Annotated in this window: 23 protein-coding genes and 1 pseudogene; 12 read left to right on the top strand and 12 right to left on the bottom strand. The window is 38.4% G+C overall.

From position 1 onward, the window contains the following. Together I593_RS15455 and I593_RS15450 are read left to right on the top strand one after the other, a co-directional pair. Positions 1-1,128 carry a TniQ family protein gene (locus I593_RS15455; RefSeq protein ID WP_016168511.1) on the top strand — a complete coding sequence of 376 codons (1,128 nt, stop codon included), beginning with the start codon at positions 1-3 and terminating at the stop codon, positions 1,126-1,128. Further along, positions 1,103-2,566 (top strand): hypothetical protein, encoded by a 1,464-nt coding sequence (locus tag I593_RS15450; RefSeq protein WP_016168510.1) that lies wholly within the window; start codon positions 1,103-1,105, stop codon positions 2,564-2,566. The genes I593_RS15455 and I593_RS15450 overlap by 26 nt, the downstream gene beginning before the upstream one ends. Here I593_RS15450 and I593_RS21060 read toward each other — a convergent pair. Both I593_RS21060 and I593_RS15440 read right to left on the bottom strand, forming a co-directional pair. Next, complete coding sequence (locus I593_RS21060; protein WP_035309964.1) at positions 2,529-2,843, bottom strand: 3-methyl-2-oxobutanoate hydroxymethyltransferase; 315 nt, start codon at positions 2,841-2,843, stop codon at positions 2,529-2,531. The two genes, I593_RS15450 and I593_RS21060, sit on opposite strands and share 38 nt — an antisense overlap. A gap of 177 nt (positions 2,844-3,020) precedes the next feature. Next, entirely contained in the window at positions 3,021-5,228 is a 2,208-nt protein-coding gene (locus I593_RS15440) for an SEC-C metal-binding domain-containing protein (RefSeq protein ID WP_016168509.1), read from the bottom strand. Positions 5,229-5,308: 80 nt separating this feature from the next. Between I593_RS15440 and I593_RS15435 the strand changes: the two genes are divergently transcribed. Next, on the top strand, positions 5,309-5,515 hold the full coding sequence (locus tag I593_RS15435) for a helix-turn-helix domain-containing protein (RefSeq protein ID WP_005401581.1): 207 nt from the start codon (positions 5,309-5,311) through the stop codon (positions 5,513-5,515). A 3-nt stretch (positions 5,516-5,518) separates the two neighbouring features. Here I593_RS15435 and I593_RS15430 read toward each other — a convergent pair whose 3' ends face one another. Then, the gene (locus I593_RS15430) at positions 5,519-5,722 is read right to left on the bottom strand and encodes a hypothetical protein (protein ID WP_016168508.1); all 204 of its coding nucleotides are present in this window, start codon (positions 5,720-5,722) and stop codon (positions 5,519-5,521) included. Positions 5,723-5,824: 102 nt separating this feature from the next. Here I593_RS15430 and I593_RS15425 point away from each other — a divergent pair, with 102 nt between their 5' ends. Both I593_RS15425 and I593_RS15420 read left to right on the top strand, forming a co-directional pair. After that, positions 5,825-6,280 (top strand): helix-turn-helix domain-containing protein, encoded by a 456-nt coding sequence (locus tag I593_RS15425; protein ID WP_004973749.1) that lies wholly within the window; start codon positions 5,825-5,827, stop codon positions 6,278-6,280. Continuing rightward, complete coding sequence (locus tag I593_RS15420; protein ID WP_121533679.1) at positions 6,270-6,836, top strand: IS630 family transposase; 567 nt, start codon at positions 6,270-6,272, stop codon at positions 6,834-6,836. The genes I593_RS15425 and I593_RS15420 overlap by 11 nt, the downstream gene beginning before the upstream one ends. A 7-nt stretch (positions 6,837-6,843) precedes the next feature. Here the strand turns inward: I593_RS15420 and I593_RS15415 are convergent, their stop codons facing one another. From I593_RS15415 to I593_RS15395, 5 genes and pseudogenes are all read right to left on the bottom strand, one after another. After that, positions 6,844-7,776, bottom strand: a complete 933-nt coding sequence (locus I593_RS15415; protein WP_016168507.1) for an S-4TM family putative pore-forming effector — start codon at positions 7,774-7,776, stop codon at positions 6,844-6,846. Positions 7,777-7,778: 2 nt separating this feature from the next. Then, positions 7,779-8,816 carry a hypothetical protein gene (locus tag I593_RS15410; RefSeq protein ID WP_016168506.1) on the bottom strand — a complete coding sequence of 346 codons (1,038 nt, stop codon included), beginning with the start codon at positions 8,814-8,816 and terminating at the stop codon, positions 7,779-7,781. A gap of 158 nt (positions 8,817-8,974) precedes the next feature. Further along, positions 8,975-10,771, bottom strand: coding sequence for a hypothetical protein (locus tag I593_RS15405; protein WP_016168505.1), 1,797 nt, complete (start codon positions 10,769-10,771; stop codon positions 8,975-8,977). Positions 10,772-10,871: 100 nt separating this feature from the next. Next, positions 10,872-11,711 (bottom strand): annotated as a pseudogene (locus tag I593_RS15400) (YifB family Mg chelatase-like AAA ATPase); the annotation flags it as partial. Between the two features lie 66 nt (positions 11,712-11,777). After that, positions 11,778-12,005: an accessory factor UbiK family protein gene (locus I593_RS15395; RefSeq protein ID WP_016168503.1), complete on the bottom strand. Its 228-nt coding sequence runs from the start codon at positions 12,003-12,005 to the stop codon at positions 11,778-11,780. Positions 12,006-12,283: 278 nt separating this feature from the next. Between I593_RS15395 and glnK the strand changes: the two genes are divergently transcribed. The 7 genes from glnK to I593_RS15360 all read left to right on the top strand — a co-directional run bounded on the left by glnK (position 12,284) and on the right by I593_RS15360 (position 18,409). Further along, a complete protein-coding gene (gene glnK / locus I593_RS15390; protein WP_016168502.1) occupies positions 12,284-12,622 on the top strand; it encodes a P-II family nitrogen regulator in 339 nt (112 codons plus the stop codon). A 58-nt stretch (positions 12,623-12,680) separates the two neighbouring features. Then, entirely contained in the window at positions 12,681-14,084 is a 1,404-nt protein-coding gene (locus I593_RS15385; RefSeq protein WP_016168501.1) for an ammonium transporter, read from the top strand. A 140-nt stretch (positions 14,085-14,224) separates the two neighbouring features. Continuing rightward, positions 14,225-14,686 (top strand): transcriptional regulator NrdR, encoded by a 462-nt coding sequence (gene nrdR, locus I593_RS15380; RefSeq protein WP_026441105.1) that lies wholly within the window; start codon positions 14,225-14,227, stop codon positions 14,684-14,686. Between the two features lie 8 nt (positions 14,687-14,694). Beyond that, a complete protein-coding gene (ribD, locus tag I593_RS15375) occupies positions 14,695-15,780 on the top strand; it encodes a bifunctional diaminohydroxyphosphoribosylaminopyrimidine deaminase/5-amino-6-(5-phosphoribosylamino)uracil reductase RibD (protein ID WP_016168499.1) in 1,086 nt (361 codons plus the stop codon). After that, positions 15,777-17,066, top strand: coding sequence for a DNA adenine methylase (locus I593_RS15370; protein WP_016168498.1), 1,290 nt, complete (start codon positions 15,777-15,779; stop codon positions 17,064-17,066). The genes ribD and I593_RS15370 overlap by 4 nt, the downstream gene beginning before the upstream one ends. 28 nt (positions 17,067-17,094) lie before the next feature. Next, positions 17,095-17,754: a riboflavin synthase gene (locus I593_RS15365; RefSeq protein WP_016168497.1), complete on the top strand. Its 660-nt coding sequence runs from the start codon at positions 17,095-17,097 to the stop codon at positions 17,752-17,754. 106 nt (positions 17,755-17,860) lie between these two features. Then, positions 17,861-18,409 (top strand): VTT domain-containing protein, encoded by a 549-nt coding sequence (locus I593_RS15360; protein ID WP_016168496.1) that lies wholly within the window; start codon positions 17,861-17,863, stop codon positions 18,407-18,409. A gap of 60 nt (positions 18,410-18,469) precedes the next feature. On the opposite strand, the gene I593_RS15355 is transcribed toward I593_RS15360, so the two are convergent. From I593_RS15355 to I593_RS15340, 4 genes are all read right to left on the bottom strand, one after another. Beyond that, on the bottom strand, positions 18,470-18,688 hold the full coding sequence (locus I593_RS15355; RefSeq protein WP_016168495.1) for a hypothetical protein: 219 nt from the start codon (positions 18,686-18,688) through the stop codon (positions 18,470-18,472). A gap of 130 nt (positions 18,689-18,818) precedes the next feature. Next, positions 18,819-19,454 (bottom strand): cell division protein BlhA, encoded by a 636-nt coding sequence (gene blhA, locus I593_RS15350; protein WP_016168494.1) that lies wholly within the window; start codon positions 19,452-19,454, stop codon positions 18,819-18,821. 22 nt (positions 19,455-19,476) lie between these two features. After that, positions 19,477-19,884, bottom strand: coding sequence for a DNA polymerase III subunit chi (locus I593_RS15345; RefSeq protein WP_016168493.1), 408 nt, complete (start codon positions 19,882-19,884; stop codon positions 19,477-19,479). After that, positions 19,877-21,325 carry a leucyl aminopeptidase gene (locus I593_RS15340; RefSeq protein WP_016168492.1) on the bottom strand — a complete coding sequence of 483 codons (1,449 nt, stop codon included), beginning with the start codon at positions 21,323-21,325 and terminating at the stop codon, positions 19,877-19,879. Before I593_RS15340 ends, I593_RS15345 begins: the two co-directional genes overlap by 8 nt. Positions 21,326-21,417: the final 92 nt, after the last annotated feature.

Raw genomic sequence — 21,417 nt, 5'->3', positions numbered from 1 at the left:
ATGCGACAAGTAGAACAACGTTGGTATATTCGTACCCCTATTCAAGAGGGTGAAGTATTTTCCTCTTGGCTCATACGTTCTGCTTTGGATTTAGGCTGCTCACCATTAACTTTAGTAAATCTTTTGTGGAAAAAATGGAGAGGACTAACGATAGATATTGATCGGGGATTAAGTGAAGAAAAATTAGATGTATTGTTAAAACATTGTTTTATAAATAAACATGAAGTTCAGGAAACTATGTTAAGCAGCTATTTCCCTGCTTTGATCCCAATAAATTATAACAAAAATCAGCGTATACCTTGGATATTGGCTCTAGGTATTCGGAATCGTTCAAATGTATCAGGTCGTCAAATTTGTACGCAATGTCTAAGTTTTACCCATACACCACCATATTTACGTATTAAATGGCGTATGGGGTGGCATAGTGGCTGTGATATTCATAAAACTATATTAATAGATCATTGCCCTCAATGCAGAATTACACTACAACCTACAAAAGTTGATATAGAACATGGCTCATTAGCGATTTGTACTTCATGTTATGCTGATTTAAGTACATTTATTCAACGTCCAGTAGACGTGGATGCACTAAGATTTCAGCATCAAGCCGATCAGGTTTTAGAGTCACAGCTTGGGCAATATAACCAAAAGAATATTTCATCAACAGAGTGGTTTGAGATTGCTCGTACATGGTTGAGTTTCATTCGATCCCCTCTAAATATGAAGAGTCCTAATCTTTTGCAAATGTTTGAAAGTTTTAATATTGATTTAAATATAGATTATCCTATTACACCTGTAGCCTTTGAATTTCTGTCTGTTCAGGAGCGTGAAAAATTATTGTCAATTTTAAATAAAATTATGGCACTACCTTGTGATTTGATTGTGGAACGTTCTTTAGAGTATCGTGTAAGTCGTTCTTATTTTTGGGATAAAAGAAAAAAACTACCTTTACAGCTTCAATTAATGAAAGAAAAAATGTTGAAGCCAAGTAAGATTGTTTTGCCTAAAGATAATGCCATTGCAATGGGTAAACCAAAATCCAAAAAAAGTGTACAACGGAAGTGGTTAAGGCTTTTAAGAAAGCTACAGAAAGGGGGAACAAGTGACTTTAGCTCAATTGCCCCATGAACAAGGCTGTAGTGGCTGTAACAGGGTTAATATTGATAAATTTAAAAAAAGATATAAGGGCAACAAGTATTGTTCAACTTGTTATGCCCGAATTTTTAAAAAAAGGACTTGCCCAAAATGTGGCGAATATGCCCGATTGCCAAAAAATGATGATGAGGCTATTTGTAACGAATGCATTAAAAAACAGCCTTGTATTCGCTGTAATCAAGCCAATAAGCCGATAGGAACGCTCACTGAATATGGTAGGGTTTGTAATAGCTGTTCTGTCTATTTTCGCCCAATTGAGCGTTGTGAGAGATGTGATACACCATCACAAAAACTGACGCATATTTCAAGATTTGGTGATGATTTAAGAGTATGTCCCAAATGTTCTACTAGAGATTATGAAACATGCGCCTCTTGTCATAAATATCGCATATTAGAGCAAGACGATACAGGGGCTAAGATTTGTAAAAAATGTAGGAATAATGCCCAAAAGAAATGCAAGCAATGTGATGTCATGATACCAGCAGGTTATCCTGATCTATGTGACAATTGTTACTGGCATAAGAATCTATGGGAGAAAGCTAGACGGAATATTAAAGCATTGCAATCCCACCACTTACAGGCTCAATATGAGCAATATTTACTCTGGTTAGAAGATAAAGTGGGTGCAAATAAAGCAGCTTTGTACCTCAATAAACATACCCACTTTTTTATCAAAACCGAAGAATTATGGACTGATACAATTCCTACAGCTGAACAGTTATTGGCTGTTTTAAGAACTAGTGGGCTTAGAAAATTTGAGTTGGTTACATATTGGCTAGATGAAGTCCATCACATTAAAGCAGCATTAGGGGATAAAGATTTTTGCTCTCAACAAGATCAGATAGAAAAACTGATTTTAAGCCTTGCTCAACCCTCTACTGCTTATGATGTGGTTATGTCTTATAAAGGTGAGCTTGATATAAAAATGAAAGATGGAAAGACCAGTATCCGTTCAATAAAACTGGCAATAAAGCCTGCGGTTGCTCTTATGCACTATGTTTGTGCATCGGGAGCTGCATTACCTAACTTAGATCATGTAAAAGCTTATCTTATCGACTTTTCTGGTCAGGCTGCTGCACTAACAGGGTTCATTAATTTTTTGAATAAAAATTTTGATACATCCATCGATTATTTGGCTTTTAAAAAATCAAAAAATTTCAATGAAAAACGAAAGCAAAAAATAGAAGATGAAATTATAAAATTAGCGAATAAAGAACTGAATAACACAGAAGATTTATTACGTTGGGTGAAACATGGATTACGTTATTTTCATAACGTATCATATGTGGATTCTTTAAAGGTCAGGTTTGAAATGATTACAGAAGCAGATGATGGATATAGTATTTTACTAAATAATCAGTCTTATTGGTTACCTAAAGTAGATTTTCAAAATCGTATATTAACGAATTAACCGTCATCAATATAATGATGGCTATAGGTATACCATTTTGAATGAATTGTTTCATTATTTCTGAAAGCCATAAATCACCTGCAATTTTCACCATATGAGAGCTAGGTTGTATGAGAAGGAAAGTATTTTTGAAAGTATAGTCTGGAGATGAATAGCTCATAAATGGCATATCAGCAATGATAAAAGCATGATCGTTGCCTTTATTGACACATGTAGTATGGTAAACTATCTGCTCATAAATGGAACGCTGCTTGAACTCAAGGTTGGATTGTTGCAAGTCATGGTACAGTGAAAGATGAGAAAGAACGCCTATTTTTTGAGGGCAGGTTTTCTAACGGCTATTCAAAAAATATTATCTCAAATTTAACAATTTAGGAAATTTAATACTCCCAATAATTTTCCTGATTTTTTCTACACTATATGATCGAAAAAATAAAATATACTGCCTCCTAAATTATGGTATGCAGCAACGTTTATACTTCTTGCCACTGCCACATGGACAAGGTTCATTTCTTCCTATTTTTTTATGGGGTATCCGTGATTGATCTCCAAACGAAAGCTTTCTAAAGTCTCTTATATGATGTTCTTGTGAAATAGGTTTCAGATCTGCAACTAAATTTTCCATTTCATCTGATTGGACCCACTTACTTTCATGATAAGAAGCGAATCGAAATCTAGCACGGTTTGGGCTAAAACAGCACCCTACCCAAGAATCTGCTTTACAAGTATATTTTCGCTTTTCACAATGTGAAATGAGTTTCTTAAAGGCTATCTCATTAGCCTCTTCATTACAGTGAATCGTTAAACCAGTTTTATCCTCTAATATGGGAAGAGATATATCATGATGACACTGATCTTTTTTAAATTGATCAATCATCTTTGAAATTGCTTCGTTGAGTAAATTAATACTATCACCACACATCGACAGAAGATGTAATCCTAGTTTTAGAAGGCAATAATCACTTGAAAATTCGATATCTTCGATTATTCTCCCTACGTGTGTATCTTTATGTGCTGTGAGAAAACCTTCAGGTGTTACTTCACCTTCATATCCATCCCTTCTAGCTAACATTGCCAGTTCGAGATCTACAGAGATATCATCATCAAGCATAATTAGCGCAGGATCTTCATCAAAATAAAGATTTTGCTTAATGTAAGTTGAGAGTATTACCAGTTCATGATTAGAAAAGAGCGAGTCTCCATAGTCACTTCGCTTAATAAGGTAGTCGAGAACCCTTAAAGGAGATGGCAACATTTCTGTAATCATGTCAATTAAAAAAACATCCATTACGTAAGGGTGTTTTATCACATCTGTAGTCTGATAATTTAGAAAATGCCTAGCTTGAGCAGCAAGAGCAGGGTAATGATCTGATACAATACAAACAGGAAACATCATCTTGAACTTAGATCGAATATTCACTTCGTTTCCAGATTCATTTTTATACACATATCCGTCTTTTTGTAATAGCTGACTACACAAATACGCTTGGTCATAAGCATCCTGAATCGCTTTCTTAAAATCACTTTCGAGCTGTTTACTGTTTCCTTTACGAGCTTCAAGAGTTAGCTTTTTCGATTTGGCTTGCACTACTATTGCAAAATCACCAAATGTAACTAACACATCAATTTCACCAGCTTTGTCTTTACCATCAAAGATATCTATATTGGTTAAAACATTCTCTTCACCAAATACCAGTGCTAAACGCTCAGCAGTAAACTCCTCTGTAAAAACTCCTCTATGATTGCTTGCTACAGCTTTATAGGTGTCATCTGCATTAAACCAAAAAAATGGACTTTCATATAAGGCTTCCCATAAGCTATATGCTTGAAAGCTTACGAAGGTATTCTCATCAATTTTGGCTATGGGGAACGCATTTTTATGATTAAAATCATCGACAGATTTAAAGCAATCCATTCCTTCTTCAGGTTTGGCAGAAAATGCAGCTACCACGGCTCCGACAGTTTCTTTGCTTAAACCACTTTGCGTTACAATTTCGGAGATATCGAAACTAAATACAAGTAGATGGTAGGGTAATGGCCAACTTTTTGCCGATGAGATAGCTTTATTAGCTTTTTCTAATTGAATTTTTTCTATTGTGGAAATGACATCGACTGCTTGAGAAATTTTAAAGCCTTTGTTTACTTCAACCCAATCTTCATCGAGATAATAGCGACGCTTAGCTAAATCTCTATATTGATGTTTAAAAACTCCATCGCCTCCGTAAAAAATAGCTTCACGCATAAAGTGATTTTTATTTTCACTTCGGGTTAGCTTTTTCATGAATTCACCAAAGTCAGCTAAACCATCCCCATCTTTGGTATCAAATTGTTCAGATAAGGTTGCTATATCTAGTGATGGGTAAAAGCTATGATGTAGTTCATCAAAAAGTTTCCATATATGTTCAGCTCTTTCTTTTAATTCATCAGAACCCAATTTTTTTGTATTGAATCCACTTTTACACGCAAGACCAACGAGTGTCGAAAGCTCGGTTCTAGATAGCCGAGTCCTATCGAATGCTTGTGAAAAAGCTTCTCTATCCAATTTATCACTAGAAAAGTGAATAAAAGTGTCCTTCCAGCAAAAAAAAGCTACAACTTCCCAAAACCCTTCCTTGGTACTAAGTAGCTCTAATTCTTTAAAAATTTCTTGTTCAGTTCTCATTATATTTCTAGATCAATGATGATTTATATTCAATTTAAAATATACGGTGATATTTCTATTTTTTGAACAATTTATTTTAAATGTTAGAATTATCTATTGAGATTGGTCAATTAATACGCAAAAAAAGAAAAGAGAAAAAAATTACACAAGAAGCTTTAGCGTTACAGTGTGGTATTGACCGCAGTTATATCGGTCGCATTGAGCGTGGCGAAGTAAACCTTACTGTTGAAAAGCTGTATGAAATCGCCACCGCACTAGAAGTAGACATGAAAGAATTATTGCCCTAATTTTTAGCGTTTTTTTCCAGTACCATATCCTCCAAATACAGTCCGACCACCAATTTTCATAGACGTGTTCTCTATCAAGTCAAATTCGTCACGGGGTTCTTTAGAGTATTTTTTGTATTTTTCTATATAGTCTTCTTCGATCTCTGCTTTTTGTGATTTAATTTCAGGTAATGGCCCTTTGTAAGTTTTTAGAAACTCCCCAAACATTTGATAATTCTCGTCTAAAAGAGTATTACTCTTACTCTTCTTTAAGTTGACAAAAATAACTAATCATGCGAAAAAGTTTTTTTAGTTAACAGATGTTCACACATGCCTCGAATTGTTTCTGTACCACTTAGTTTAGAACAGCGAGAACGACTCATTTTTCTGGCCAAGCATGCAAAACATTGGCGTGAAAGACAACGTGCCCAAACTATTCTCTGGCTTTCTGAAGGTAAAAGTGTTGCGGAAGTTGCCACTCTACAAGAACGTATCCCAGAAACCATAAGGCTACAACGCCGACGTTGGGAATTGTATGAGTTTGAATCGATTAAAGAAGGTCATCGCTCAGGTCGGCCCAATACATTGATCTCAGACTATCAGGCGAAAATCCTAGATTGGGTCAATACAAGTCCACTCAATGCAGAACAAATCCGAGTCAAACTACATGAAGAATACGAAGTGTCCGTGTCTGTTGAAACCATTCGTAAGTTTTTACGTGATTCAGGTATGGTCTTCAAGCGTACCCGTCATAGCTTGAAAAAAAAGAGATCCGATTGCATTTGAACAAGCAACACAGCAGATTGAAAAATTACGAGAGCAAGCGGCACGTGGTGAAATTATATTAGGTTATGTTGATGAAACAGGGTTTTCATCTACACCTGATAACCGCTATGCATGGACAAAGATAGGTGATGTTCATGCGGTTGATGCAATAAGATTAAAACGAGTTAATGTCATGGGGTGTTTGCTTTCAACGGGGAAACTGGTGACAAGTTGTTTACAAGAGTCAGTTACAAGCACTTGGTTTTATGCCTATTTAACTGGAATAGCTCAACAAGTAAAACAGACTTATAACCTTCCATTGGTTCTTATTGTTGATAATGCCTCGATTCATAGAAGTAAAAAGATGGCTGATTACAGAGAGCTACTTAAAAGTAACTTTTCGACGAATTTGTATTTTATTCCAGCTTATAGCCCTGAGTTAAATCGAATCGAGATGGTATGGAAGCAGATGAAATATTATTGGCGAGATTTTCAAGTCATGACAGCTGATAAAATAGAGCAATGGGTGGAGAGAGTATCAAACCAATTCGGAAAAGAATACATGTTTACTTTTTAATGACAGCTTATTGATGTGTATCTAGATATTGTTGCATCCTATCAGCAGATTCCTCTTCTTGATATTTTTTCCTTCTTTTATGTAGCCAATTGGGTATTGGTCTTGCGGATTTTCTATGGCTGTAAATGGCTGTTTGTAGTTGGCGACATTTGGATATAAAATTAGTATTATTCAAGCTATTTGAAATTGTAGAATCAATTAAATTTTCATTAATTTCTCTCAATCGATCCATTTCTTGAATTGTTTCATTATTCTCTGTAATTATTTTGTAGAAAAATAAGCAAATTGGTAATACAAGTAATACAACATTTGTTAGAAGGTTTCTTAAGGTGAAATCATTTATAATGCCTAGCACTAGCATTATTAAAATGATAACAACTAATATCCATTTTGAAGCTGTTACAATATCTTTTCTTAATGAGCTATCCCAATTAAGGTTTTGTTGTTGGCAAAATGCTATTGCCTCAGGATATTTGAATGTTGCAGCTTTAAGAGTGTACCAATCATCAAATCCAGTATAAGTAGGATGTCGTTTATTGAATTCTTTACTTTTTTTAAATATTAGACTGTGATCAGGCTTTTTCCCGATATTAATGCTATCCCAAGGTAGATCGAACACATTTGTATCAAATACTTCTTGGATTTTGGCAGCATCTTCTTTCATTTTTTTTAAAAAATTGCTAATTACTTCAACAACGATAGCTGAGAATATCCCGATACATGCTGAGAAGTAACCTATATCTTTTTTTTCAAATGCTAATAATTTTGCGAAAAAATCATTATTGAGTGCAAATGTTAAAAATGAAACAATTATTGGAAGAATAACGCCCACTCCAAAAATCAATATCATTCGAAATTTTACATCTGAGTACATTTGTCTTTGAGCTTGTAATATCTTGATATTTTCAGGCTCATTTTGGCGTTGAGCGATATTTGACATATTTATGTTCCAGTGTATTCAGGAAAATCATCACCAAAAATTTCTCGCCATTTCTTAATAGATTCCTTCGGTTTTGTATCTGATTCATATTGTCTAGCCAGTCTAGCTTTTTCTAGTGTAACACTGAATCTAGTACGCATAGATTGCTGGTGTTCAAAATTTAAGTCATTAATATTATATGTGATATCTTTTGGGTCATGGACAGTCAAATATATGTTATCTATTAAATACTCAAGAACTTTTATGAATTCCATATCCACATATTTTGAGACTTGACTGCTTCTTGAGTAATGAATTTCATTTTGATAGTAATCGCTAATCATTGTCTCAAGTAAATATGATGGCAATCTAGTTTGATAGGGGCGCTGGTTCCAGTACTTAAAAGCCCGAATAACATTTAAGACGTAGCCATTACATGATTGATTGATTGAGCTTAATCTTGCTCGATCTTTTCTAGGGTCTGTTTTCTTCCAATCGCCATTTCCATTTGGAATTAAATAATAAGATCTACCATCACTTTCTGATGTTGTCATAAAGCATGGCAAAAGATCAAAATTCCATTCATATGAAATGAGTTTTAAAGTAGCAGCTTCACCTGTACGTTTAATTTCAGCTTTACTATATTGATCTATTTCACAAAGATTCTTAATAAATTTGTTTACCACTCTTGTAGAACTTAGAGTACTTTCCTTTCCGTAAGTTGTATGCCTAAAAGCATTGAGACGACCATTATAATGATCAGGAAAATAAATTTTGACATCATTAACGTTCGTTTCGATATAAGTACAGCCATCAGCTTTGATGCCAATCATCATATCAATATCATCAAGAGGTCTTGTTTTTGTTTTTCGTTCAAATGAACCATAATTTAGGTTATATTCATTATGCAAAATTGGGAAAGACAAGTCATTCTCTGGAAATGAGGCAATCCTGTCTAGAAGCCAGTTTCTACTATTTCGAGCTGTAGCAACTCTTGATTGATCTAGATTTACAGTTTCTTTCATGAAATCATCAAATGCTTTAATTACACTTGTAGCCATATTTTTTCTCTTGAAATAAATTGACCAATAATAAAATATTAAATTTTATTAGATTAAAATTGGATAACATGAAGAAATATAAGAAATTAACCCTTAATCTATGTCTAATTGAAACATATTTCCTTCAGTTAAGCTATTGGATTAAAGGCTATTTTGATCTACTTGCTTAAATTTAAAAATAAGCTTCCAAATTTATTAGCCCACTCATCGGGCGTAGCACATGAGTGTGTAATAGGTATAATTTTTTTAGTAAATCTGCTACATTCCTGACACCATCTCTTAACACCTTTTGTTTTTTCAAGCGCTATACATATTTTTTTTATTTGATTACTGGTTAGCTTATAATTTGTAAGAATAAGAAAAGCACAGAAAGCTTCATGATTTCTGTTTTTGTGGATATCAATTAAATAACAATGACCATTGTGGTTTTCTAATTCAAGTTTTAAAAATAAAATTTTTCTTCCTAATTTTGCATCAACCCAAGATGGGTGTTCTGGAGCAGGAATAAGAGGTTTGATTTGAAGTAAATTGAATCCAGCTACATTATTGCCAGATTCATTAACTGAGGACACCTGTTTTAATGGTGAGTCTTTTTTTAAGACTAGGCTCTGAAGTGATTGAATAATATATTCAATATCAAAGCGTTCATCTCTTACGGGTGGTTTATCGACTGTTTCAGATTTCTTAACATCTGATTTTTCATTACCATAAGGTTGATCTGAAGAAGTTTCAACATCCTCAGACTTATCGGTATAGGATTGAATATTGGTATCAACTTTTACTGGATCACTTTTAGGTTCATTAAATGAGTATTTTAGTATTCCATGAGTATTTCCTGCCTGAACATCTGACCTTTTTCGGTACTCACCATTAACTCTTGAGGGTGGCTGTTGAGTATTGATGTGTTCATTCTTATTCTTGCTTCTTTCGCGTGGTATAGGTTTATGATCAGTATCTTTCGGTACAGTATCTACATGGTCTTGATTTACATCAATTACATGATCGTCGATAGGATCAACTCTTTTGAATCGAGTGATGAAGAATCGTTCTTTTTTATCATCTAACCAAATGCCTTCCGCTTCAACAGAAAGCTTTGTTGGATGTGGGGGAAGTACAATGGGATACCTTGCATTATTATTGTTTTGCAAAGACAAAGCATTGAAATTAGATATTTCCATACTATATTGAATTTTATCAATAATATTTTGTACGTGTTCATTCAATGCAAGATTTGCAAGAAAGATAATGGCTGTATCGCCCAAGTGTCCATATGGTTTTCTTATCTTAATTTTATAATCAGTTTGGTCATCAATAATTTCTGTTGTATAGAACTCAAGATAACGATTAACAATGGTTTGGATTGGTGTGAATAATAGTGATCCTCTAATATCTTTGCGATTGACAAATAGGCTATGCAAGATATGAACTGCGGAAGTGATTACTTGGATATTGTCATTAGATAACATTAGGCAATAATTTACTTTATGATATGACTCAGGACTATATTTGTTAAAAGGGTAGCCTTGAATAACATAATCATTTTTTTGAGGCAGCATAATTTTTTTAAGAGGAATATAATATTCAGATGTGTTTGGAATCTTATCTATAGATCTAATGTTTTTTGGCTTATGATTTGTAAAATCAAATATAAATTGTCGAGAGGATAGCTTTCCTAAGAAATTATAGACTTCATCTGTTAATACATTACCTTTCCAAATACTACATTGTTGGACAGCATCAATGTCCAGAAATGGTACGAAAAAAGTAGAGCATTTCTTCAAATCAAGCCATTGGTCATTCTTACCAATTTCTATTAATAAAACTTCTATTAAAGGGTTTGTGGCGTCACTACCTTCATTCCGACAAAAGCCACCATATCTATACGCTACTCTGCGTATATTATCATTTGGAAAACAATCAATAGTTACCACTTTTTCATTGTTCGTAGTAGACATGTCTCTTATTGGATTTAATGAAGTTAGTGTATAAATAATATAGTTTTTTTAATCACTCTAGTTTATTTGTGTAAACTCTGATTTATTTGTGGAACCGACAACCTCCACCCACCAAGGCAATGGCTGAAGCGGTATGATGTGGCGCGCGAAAGGGGCGGTGTCCAAAATGATGCTGCGTATTGGCAACAGAATAAATACTGGCTACTTCTAAATTCTCACTAGAACTGAGCGGTGGCAGAATACTAGGTAGACGCGATGCCAATAAGGTTTTGCCTGTGCCAGGGGGGCCGCGAAACAGTAAGGAGTGACCACCTGCTGCTGCAATTTCTAAAGCACGCCGTGGACGAAGTTGTCCTTTCACATCAGCCAGATCAAATTTATAGCGATGTAAAGGCGAGTCGACAGGCTTTTGCACTGGAGATAACGGTTTGTGTTGGCTTAAGTGTTCACAAACTTCTTTGAGATTTTTTGCTGCATACACATCAAAATGGGGTAGTTGTGCTGCTTCAAATGCATTTTGTTCGGGCAAAACCAATTGGTGCTGAGCTTGCTGACATGCGATGGCAATACTTAAAGTCCCAGTGGTTGGACGTAATTGACCATCTAGTGCCAATTCTCCAATAAATTCAAGATGATCGATATTTTGTTCTGGGAGTTGCCCAGATGCAATTAAAATACCCAACGCTATCGGTAAATCTAGGCGTGAACCATCTTTGGGCAAATCTGCGGGTGCGAGATTAATCGTGAGTCGCTTACTTGGGAATTGAAAGCCACTATTAATAATGGCTGAACGAACCCGATCTTTACTTTCCCGAACAGCAGCTTCTGCTAATCCTACAATAGTAAGTGATGGTAATCCTTGACTTAAATGAACTTCGACTTCAATCAGTGGGGCGTGCAGACCCAATAGCCCTCGCGTATTTATTTTGGCAAAAGACATGTTATTGTTCCATTTTGGTGCATTATTTTTGATCGTTATTGGTTTTCTATTGCACTAATAATGTGCTTATTTTTTGTTCTGAATTTTTTGTTCAAGAGCTTCGACTTGCAGGAGTAATTCGGTTAAGCGTTGATTGGCATTGTTAAGCGCAGTTTTCTGACGTTCAATTTCGTCACGAGAAACCAAATCCATTTTCGTCACGGCCTCATTTAATAGGGCTCTTAAATTATGTTCCAAATCGGTTTTTGGTTGTTCTATTTGTTCTAGAATGGCTTGTAATAAAGTTTCAATCATTGTTGTATCCACATTGCTGAAGAAGAGCGGGAGCAGTGTAGCACTGCTTCGACAGAGACTATAGTGCTATCTCAATAATCCTGAACATGATCTGGCGAAAATAGCCGACTTTTGGCTAAAAATCTCGAATATTAAAGACCTAAGCTTCGATTAAAAGATAAAAATAAGGTATAAATAGAGTTGTGTATCAGGTTTTTATTTCCCTCAACCTTAGAAATCTTGGCACGAAAATTGAACATAAAACCTTACTGGTGAAAAAAGCCGAAGGAAAAACAAACATGAAGCTAGTAACTGCAATTGTAAAACCCTTTAAATTAGATGATGTGCGTGAAGCATTGTCAGAAATTGGTGTCCAAGGGATCACTGTGACAGAGGTCAAAGGTTTTGGCCGTCAAAAAGGTCATACTGAGCTGTATCGTGGCGCAGAGTATGTCGTTGATTTTCTTCCAAAAGTTAAAATTGAAATCGCGATTAGCGATGAAATGGTTGATGCAGTGATTGAATCGGTCACTCGTGTTGCGAGCACTGGAAAAATTGGTGACGGAAAAATCTTTGTAACTAACTTAGAGCAAGTAATCCGTATTCGTACAGGTGAAACAGGTCCAGATGCTGTTTAATTTGGCATAAAGTTTGCAGAGTATCGAGTAACTCGCAAAATTAGGTTGGGGGACACGAATGAAAAAAATGCTACTCGCGCTGAGTCTATCAGGCGCACTTTTAGGTGGTTCTGTTGCTTGGGCTGAAGACGTAACCGCATCTGCTCCATCAGAAGAAGTCACAACAACAGTTGAAACGACTGCAGCGGCATCGCCAGATGTACAAGCAGTTGCGACACCTGCTCCAGTTGAAGAAGCTGCAGCTCCTGTGGCTGAAGAACCAACCCTCGATACGGGTGATACAGCTTGGATTCTAGTTTCCACAGCATTGGTCTTGTTAATGACCATTCCTGGCTTGGCGCTTTTCTACGGCGGGATGGTTCGTAAGAAAAACGTATTAAGCACCATGGCACATAGTTTTGTTGCAGCAGCAGTAGTGAGCCTTGCTTGGGTAATTGTAGGTTATACACTTGCATTTACTGAAGGAAATGCCTTTATTGGTGGGTTTGACAAGATCATGTTGTCAGGGATTACCACAACCGCATTAACAGGCACAATTCCTGAAATTCTGTTTGTTATTTTCCAAATGACTTTTGCGATTATTACAGTTGCTATTATCAGTGGTTCAATTGCAGAACGAATGAAATTTGGAGCCTTTGTCGCATTTATCGCGATCTGGGTGGTTGTGGTGTATGCACCAATTACCCACTGGGTCTGGGGTGGTGGCTGGTTATTTAACGATGGTGCACTTGATTTTGCGGGTGGTACAGTCGTACATATTAACTCAGGTGTTGCGGGTCTAGTTGCAGCATATATGTTAGGTAAACGTATGGGGCTAGGTCGTGAATCTATGGCACCGCATAACCTGACGTTAACGGTGATTGGTGCAAGCCTTGTTTGGGTTGGCTGGTTTGGTTTTAACGGCGGTTCAGCATTGGGTGCAAATGGTTCCGCAGGTTATGCACTGGTCACCACACAAGTTGCAGCGGCAGCAGCGGCAATTGCATGGTTAATTACTGAAAAAGTGGTACGCGGTAAAGCATCTGTACTGGGTGGCGCATCTGGTGCGGTAGCTGGTCTGGTTGTGATTACTCCTGCGGCTGGTTTCGTGACCGTTGGTGGTGCCTTGGCGATGGGTCTAATTGGTGGTGTGGTCTGCTTCTGGGGGATTACAGGTCTGAAACGTGCCCTTAAAGCAGATGACTCATTAGATGCTTTCGGCTTACACGGTGTTGGCGGTATTGTTGGCGCGATTCTCACAGCAGTCTTTGCCAGTGAATTCATCATGGGAGATAAAGCACCTGCAAATATGATGAGCCAATTGTGGGTTCAAATTGAAGGTGTACTTGCGACTATTGCTTACTCTGCAGTGTTAACTTTCATAATCCTAAAAGTAATTGATGTTGTGATTGGTATCCGTGTTGAAGCTGATGATGAACGTATGGGTCTTGACTTAAGTCAACATGGCGAACGCATTGAATAATTTTCTTACGATATAATCAATATATTGTGTAAAACAGCCCGAAAGGGCTGTTTTTTTTCCATATCTAGCGTAATGCTCTACAAAAACCAGAATTTTTGCTACACTCAGAATTCAAGAATGTTATGTTTAATTCAACCGCCATGCATTGTCCTTTTTGCAACGCCGCAGACAGTAAAGTTATTGACTCGCGCTTAGCCGCTGAAGGCTGTCAAATTAGACGTCGCCGTGAATGTATTAGTTGCGGTGAGCGTTTTACCACATTTGAAAGTTTTGAAGTAGTCATGCCACGTGTGATTAAATCAGACGGTAAAAATGAGCCTTTTGACGAAGCAAAGCTACGTCGTTCGTTAATGCATGCTTTACAAAAGCGTCCCGTCACACAAGAACAAATTGAAGCTGTGTTGAGCGATATTCAACTGCATATTCGTCGTTTAGGAGAACGTGATGTGAAGTCACGCACCATCGGTGAAATTGTCATGCAAGCTTTATTTGCTTTGGATCATGTCGCTTATGTGCGTTTTGCTTCGGTCTATCAGGACTTTCAGGATGTAGAAGCTTTTCGTCGTCAAATTGAACAGATGCAGCAACGTGAACATGAATGAGTATGCCCATGTCTGAGTTAAACCAAGACCAAATGTGGATGCAACGTGCTATCCGTTTGGCACAACAGGGGCAGTATTCCACTAAGCCAAATCCAAATGTGGGTTGTGTGATTGTCAAAGATGGACAGTTAGTGGGTGAGGGGTTTCATCCACGTGCGGGACAACCTCACGCAGAAGTATTTGCCATGCGGCAAGCAGGTGATTTAACACATGGTGCAACGGCTTATGTTACTTTAGAACCTTGTGCACATTATGGTCGGACTCCGCCTTGTGCCAAAGGCTTGGTTGAAGCGGGAATAGCCCAAGTTGTCGTTGCTTGTTCCGACCCTAATCCTTTAGTGGCAGGTAAAGGTATTCATATTCTTCAGGAAGCCGGTATTCAAGTCAGGACTGGGGTGTGTGAGGCTGAAGCTGCGACATTGAACCGTGGCTTTCTTAAGGCGATGGCAATAGGTTTGCCTTATGTGCGCTTGAAAGTTGCTTCCAGTTTAGATGGTCGAACTGCAATGGCATCAGGGGAATCGAAATGGATTACTGGCGCAGAGGCTCGATTGGATGTTCAGCATTGGCGTGCCATTTCAGGCGCAGTGATTACAGGCATTGATACGGTTTTAGCAGATGACTGTTTATTAAATGTGCGTCAACTGCCAGATGTTGAAGATATCAATACCGTGGTTCAGCCCAAACGCGTTATTTTAGATCGACAAGGCCGACTACCTTTAGATGCCCAAATTTTACAACAACCCGATACGGTCATGGTCATGGGACCCTTCCGTCCTGAACTGGCGCAGTTGGGTGTGATACAGTTAGAAATTCAATCTTTAGAAAGTTTATTAAGAACCTTAAAAGATTTTCAAATTTACGATGTGTTGGTAGAAGCAGGTGCGACTTTATCCAGTGCTTTCCTACAGCAGGGTTTGGTGGATGAGCTGATCAGTTATGTTGCACCCACCTTATTAGGTCAATCCGCACGCGCGATGTTTAATGCAGAGTTTGAGCATTTGGCAGAGCAACTTCGATTTAAGCTCATCGATGTTTCCCAAGTTGGAAATGATGTGCGCTTAAGACTAACTCCCCTTCAAGAGTCTATATGAATCAAGAGTCTACGGTTTATCATAAACGACGTCACGCGGCACGGACCACAGACGAATACTTATTCCATCAATTGGTTCCTTACTTAGGAAACAAGCGTCGTTTATTACATCTGATTTTAGAGGCACTTGAACAGACGGGAACCTTGAATGCCAAAGGTCGTTCGCCTATTTTTGCTGACTTTTTTGCGGGTAGTGGTGTGGTCTCCCGTTTGGCCCGTCAAAATGGTTATCGTGTGATTGCCAATGACTGGGAACCTTATAGTCATGCCTTGAACCATGCCATTTTGGCCTGTGTGGATGCACCTGCATTTAAAGAATTGGGTGGCTATCAAAAGGCAATTGACTATTTAAACCGCCTGCCAGAAGTCAAGGGTTGGGTGACACATAACCTATGCCCACGTAACGATGAAATTTACGACCCTGCCCGTGACCGATTGTTCTTTAAACGTCGCAATGGCATGCGGATAGATGCAATTCGTCAGCAAATTGCCACTTGGCAAGCGCAAGGTGCGATTGATGATGTGGAAATGAGTGCTTTATTGGCGCCATTATTGTATTCAGCCAGTTTTGTCAGCAATACCAGTGGTGTCTTTAAAAGTTTTCATCATGGTTGGGGTGGTAAAACCCAAACAGCCCTGGAGCGTATTGAATCCTTGCTTTGGCTGACCCCAAGCCGTTTTTGTGAAATAGGCGATCCAAAACGGCCTGCCGCAGAAATGTGGTGTGTCGATGCACAGCATTTGGCCAATCAGATGAGTGGTTTTGAAGTGGATGTAGCGTATTTAGATCCACCTTATAACCAACATGCTTATAGCAGTAACTATCATGTATTAAATGCCTTGACCTTATGGGATCAAGTAGATTTGCCTAGTCCAGACACCAAAGGTTTTAAGAGTGGAATTGACCGCGCATGGCGTAAAGAGCGCCCGAGTCCGTACAATTCTTCTAAGTATGCTAAGGAAGCCTATGAAAAGTTATTGTCGACCATCAATGCACGTTATATTCTGACCAGTTATTCAACCGATGGTAATATTGAAGCGGCCGATTTACTTAAAGCCAATCTTGAGCGTGGACGTGTCACGTTGTTAACCCAAGATGTTCCGCGTTATCGCGTGAGTAAGCAACGCCAGTCGGAACGTGCACGTGTATTGGAATTTATTGTGATTACCGATACTCATGCGAAGCCAGGTCCGCCATTACGTCAGTTACTCGGTCAACTGTATCATTTCGCAGAATTGGGTGGCGTCGATACCTCAGGTGTGAGTACCCAATTGGCATTGTGGTAAGTCCAAATTCAAAAAAAAGAGAAAGATTATGTTTACAGGAATTATTGAAAGCCTTGGTCGAGTCGAAAGCTTGCAAAGCGTGGGTGGTGATGTACGTTTACGTATTCAAACGGATTTGGACATGTCAGATGTACACTTAGGTGACTCAATTGCAACCAATGGGATTTGCTTAACGGTGATTGAATGGGGCGACAATTGGTACGCTGCAGATGTGTCACGTGAAAGTTTAAATCGAACGACGTTGGGTCACTGGAAGGTCGGACAACCTGTCAATGTAGAAAAAGCCATGTTGCCGACCACACGGTTTGGTGGACATATTGTTAGTGGTCATGTTGATGCTGTCGGTGAAATTACCTTGGTCCGTGAGGATGCGCGTTCACTTTATTTTGAAGTGACGGCACCTGTAGAAATTGCCAAATATTTGGCCGAGAAAGGGTCGGTGACAGTAGATGGTATCAGTTTAACGATTAACCATTTGCGCGGTAATATTATTAGCCTGAACTTAATTCCACATACGGCAGAACGTACCAATATTGGCACGTGGAAAGCGGGTTCGAAAGTGAATTTGGAAGTCGATGTTTTAGCACGTTATATCGAACGTTTATTGCTAGGTGATAAAGCAGCAGAGACTCAAGCACAGTCTAAAATCAGTATGGATTTCTTGGCGGCAAATGGCTTTTTAAAATAAAAATACATATCAGATGCAAAAACAGCCTAAAATAAAGGGCTGTTTTCTTTTTATTCGAGTGAAACAAAGCACGTGATACTTAAATTGATTAGCCTAGATTTATGTAATGCTTGATTTTTTTCTAAATCTAGAACAAATGCTGCCTCTTTTGCTGTCGCAGTATGGAACATGGATTTATGCCATTTTGTTTCTGATTATTTTTGCAGAAACGGGTTTTGTCTTTATGTTTTTTCTGCCTGGCGATAGTTTATTGATCGCCGTAGGCGCTTTGTGTTCATCCTCTGCGATTATTCAGCTACATAGTATGGGAATATTACTCATAATTGCTGCGATATTAGGTTACGCCGTGAATTATTATACGGGTAAAAAATTAGGCTTTAAGTATCTACATCGTCATTCACGTTGGATGAAGCCTGAATATCTGAGTAAAACCAATCATTACTTTGTTAAACATGGCGGCAAAACCATTATTCTGGCGCGTTTTATCCCTTTTGTGCGCTCATTTGCTCCTTTTGCGGCGGGTGCAGGAGAGATGAAGTTTTCTAGTTTTATGTGGTACAACACCATTGGAAGTTTAATCTGGATTGGCGTTTTACTCAGTATTGGTTATGGCGCGGGCAATATCTTTTTTGCAACCCTTGAGTTTATCGAGTGACTTGCGCAAACAAGTCACTCAACTTTGCGAAGCGAATATTTAAAGATTCATGGTCAATAGTTAATGTTTAATAATCGTCACCACGGGTTCAGCATGGTAGCTTGCGTTGAGTCCCTGTGGGGAAATGCTGAAATGGCCTTTTTCTGACTCGCGGGAAAGAAAGATCGAAAGTGATTGAAAATCGGTGCGGCTGATCAGTAGTTTTTGAGCAGACACAATCCATTGTTCGCCTGAATCGAGAGCAGCAATGCGGTGAGAAACGTGGTTCAGTAGGTCCATTTTTTCTTCCTAATTTATTGATATGTCAATTTTTGGCGTCAACACTTTAAAGCGTTTATTTTAAAGTGATGACTATATTGTGACATTTATGTGTCATTTTCATGACACCCATCAAATTGAAGTAGAAAAATTAAACGGTTGGTTTTACATCAGAAAAATTAGAATTATGTAATATGTATTCAATTTCTTCTTGCGCTGCGGAACGTAATTTATTACGGAATTTACTCACAGCTTGTTCAATGTGAGCTTCGGCCTCGAGTTCTAAGCGTAAGCGCACAGTTTCTAATTCAGACAAAATTTGTTGATCTGAAACATGCACCATGCCTGGGGCAAAGTTCAGATTTTGGTGACTATCATTGACATGATAGCGTTCGGTATAGCGTAGCGTTTCTTGTTCAATATGCTGGCGCAAGCTGTCTAAAGTATGTGTTTGTTCAGCATATTGACGTTTTTCATCCTCAAATAATTGTTGGGCATATTGTTCAGTTGCAGCCCGCTTATTGGCTAAGGATTGTTCTAAAGCCAATTGACGACGAATTCGTGCTTCTTCTATCAGACGTGCTTTTAAATCTGCATAAGCTTGTTCTATAACCTGCTGTGCTCGTGCTTGAGCTTTCTGATCTGCTGCAAGCCAGAGTTGAGTCTGTGTCTCGGGTTGTAATAAATCACAAATATGATTCAGATCATCCATAAATGTCTGACGTACAGCTTCAGGCGCTTCTAGCCAGCGCTGTTTAAAATCTGGACCGACATTTAATGCCACCATATTTCTCCCTAAGGTTGAACAGTTAAAGCTTGAAAGTTTGAGGTTCAATGCCTAAACGTCGATATTGTTTAAATTTTTCACGACCGAGCTGTTTAGCAGAATCATTATTTTCAATAATTTCTATAATTTGGCTAAATTCATGAAATTGATCAAGTGCCTGATTGTTAAAATTAAACACAATCCAATCATTTTCTGTGGGTAAGCGTGCCGAGATGCAGACATTTGCATGTTCTTGGTCAATACCATGTCCAATAAAGCTGGCTGCATCGAAACTCCATAAGCGTTCATCCAATTGCTGCTGTAATGCAGCATCGGGGCAATAGAGCCAAATCCGTTTGGGTTGACGCAGAATTTTACGACACAAACGGCAAGTACTTTCGACTTGCCGTTCTGGACTTTTTTCAAACAGATAAAAGCTAACTTTAGCCATTCGTATTAACACGGTTGGCTAAGAATTGCATTAACAACGGTACTGGACGGCCTGTTGCACCTTTGCTGCTGCCTGAAAGCCATGCAGTGCCTGCAATATCTAAATGTGCCCAACGGTATTCACGGGTAAAGCGTTGCAAGAAGCATGCAGCGGTTACTGCACCTGCTTTTGGACCACCAATGTTACCAATGTCAGCAAAAGGTGAATCAAGCTGCTCTTGATAATCATCAATCACAGGCATACGCCATACACGGTCAAAGCTGGTCTGACCTGCGGCATTTAATTCAGCAGCGAGTTCATCGTCTGGGGTAAACATGCCTGTTAAGACAGAACCTAAAGCCACCACACATGCACCTGTTAAGGTCGCAATATCAATCACCAATTCAGGGTTAAAACGTTTGATGTAGGTCAGGGTATCACAGAGCACCAAACGGCCTTCAGCATCGGTATTCAAAATTTCAACCGTTTGACCACTCATACTGGTGACAATATCCCCTGGGCGGGTTGCATGACCAGAAGGCATATTTTCTGCGGCGGCAATTGCACCTACCACATGAATTGGTAACTTAGCTTCACATAAAGCACGTAAGGTGCCAAGTACAGAGGCGGCACCACACATATCGAATTTCATTTCGTCCATGCCTAGACCTGGTTTCAGTGAAATGCCACCTGTGTCGAAAGTGATGCCTTTGCCAACCAAAACGATAGGTGCTTGATCTGGCTGACCTTTATATTCGAGAGTAATAATACGACCTGGGCGGTCTGAACCACGGCTGACCGCTAAAAAGGCAAACATGCCCAGATCTGCCATTTCCTGTTCATTAATGATGGTGACTTTGAGTTGTTCTGGGTATTGTTGTGCCAAAGCCAAAGCTTGATCGGCTAAATATTCAGGGAAACAGATATTGCCCGGACGGTTGCCTAAGTCACGTGCATAATCCTGACCCGATTGAATGGCTTGAATCAGGCTTAATTGTGAATTATTTAAAGGACTTTGCGCAGCAATGAGTCCGATTTCATTGAGTAAAAATTCGTTCTTTTTCGATTTAAACTCATCATAACCATAAGCCGCTTGGGTCAGGCTTAAGGCAAATAAATAATGCAAGGCTTCAGGCAAAGCATTCAGATCAACTTGAATCTGCTGATATTTTTTTTGTGAAGATTTGATAATAGTTTGTGCAATTTTTGCTAATTTTGCAGGTTGCAAATCTTCAACTTTGTCGAGTCCAATCAGAGTGGCATGGGCAAATTCAGGAATCTTTGCCAAGAGTGGTAAAGTTTCGTTGAATCCAGCTTTAAATTGCGTAGCTTGTGCAATTTGCTCTAAGTCATTGATTTGATATGTTGATGCGATCTGAGCAAGCTGAGTATTGTCGGCTAAAATGAATAAAGCCTGATTGTTAGCGGGAGCGGGTAGAGCGGTATTCAAGCTGAGTTTCATAGGGGGTCTTCACGCCTTTGAGGGTTTTAAGTCATTCAGCCATTGAAACATTTTTATGGTTCGAGTTTCAATGCAGAAGCAGGGGAATAGGT

Source organism: Acinetobacter tandoii DSM 14970 = CIP 107469 (assembly GCF_000400735.1).
In the GTDB taxonomy this organism is placed as follows: domain Bacteria; phylum Pseudomonadota; class Gammaproteobacteria; order Pseudomonadales; family Moraxellaceae; genus Acinetobacter; species Acinetobacter tandoii.
This window is presented reverse-complemented; position numbering and strand designations above follow the sequence as displayed.

Coding starts and splice junctions, on each gene's coding strand:
- glnK (WP_016168502.1), top strand. CDS start 12,284: ATGAAGCTAGTAACTGCAATTGTAAAACCCTTTAAATTAGATGATGTG.
- I593_RS15415 (WP_016168507.1), bottom strand. CDS start 7,776: ATGTCAAATATCGCTCAACGCCAAAATGAGCCTGAAAATATCAAGATA.
- I593_RS15435 (WP_005401581.1), top strand. CDS start 5,309: ATGTTAGAATTATCTATTGAGATTGGTCAATTAATACGCAAAAAAAGA.
- blhA (WP_016168494.1), bottom strand. CDS start 19,454: ATGGTGGCATTAAATGTCGGTCCAGATTTTAAACAGCGCTGGCTAGAA.
- I593_RS15385 (WP_016168501.1), top strand. CDS start 12,681: ATGAAAAAAATGCTACTCGCGCTGAGTCTATCAGGCGCACTTTTAGGT.
- I593_RS15340 (WP_016168492.1), bottom strand. CDS start 21,325: ATGAAACTCAGCTTGAATACCGCTCTACCCGCTCCCGCTAACAATCAG.
- I593_RS15425 (WP_004973749.1), top strand. CDS start 5,825: ATGCCTCGAATTGTTTCTGTACCACTTAGTTTAGAACAGCGAGAACGA.
- I593_RS15370 (WP_016168498.1), top strand. CDS start 15,777: ATGAATCAAGAGTCTACGGTTTATCATAAACGACGTCACGCGGCACGG.
- nrdR (WP_026441105.1), top strand. CDS start 14,225: ATGCATTGTCCTTTTTGCAACGCCGCAGACAGTAAAGTTATTGACTCG.
- I593_RS15405 (WP_016168505.1), bottom strand. CDS start 10,771: ATGTCTACTACGAACAATGAAAAAGTGGTAACTATTGATTGTTTTCCA.
- I593_RS15365 (WP_016168497.1), top strand. CDS start 17,095: ATGTTTACAGGAATTATTGAAAGCCTTGGTCGAGTCGAAAGCTTGCAA.
- I593_RS15430 (WP_016168508.1), bottom strand. CDS start 5,722: ATGTTTGGGGAGTTTCTAAAAACTTACAAAGGGCCATTACCTGAAATT.
- I593_RS15395 (WP_016168503.1), bottom strand. CDS start 12,005: ATGATTGAAACTTTATTACAAGCCATTCTAGAACAAATAGAACAACCA.
- I593_RS15410 (WP_016168506.1), bottom strand. CDS start 8,816: ATGGCTACAAGTGTAATTAAAGCATTTGATGATTTCATGAAAGAAACT.
- I593_RS15345 (WP_016168493.1), bottom strand. CDS start 19,884: ATGGCTAAAGTTAGCTTTTATCTGTTTGAAAAAAGTCCAGAACGGCAA.
- I593_RS15455 (WP_016168511.1), top strand. CDS start 1: ATGCGACAAGTAGAACAACGTTGGTATATTCGTACCCCTATTCAAGAG.
- I593_RS15355 (WP_016168495.1), bottom strand. CDS start 18,688: ATGGACCTACTGAACCACGTTTCTCACCGCATTGCTGCTCTCGATTCA.
- ribD (WP_016168499.1), top strand. CDS start 14,695: ATGTCTGAGTTAAACCAAGACCAAATGTGGATGCAACGTGCTATCCGT.
- I593_RS15360 (WP_016168496.1), top strand. CDS start 17,861: ATGCTTGATTTTTTTCTAAATCTAGAACAAATGCTGCCTCTTTTGCTG.
- I593_RS15440 (WP_016168509.1), bottom strand. CDS start 5,228: ATGAGAACTGAACAAGAAATTTTTAAAGAATTAGAGCTACTTAGTACC.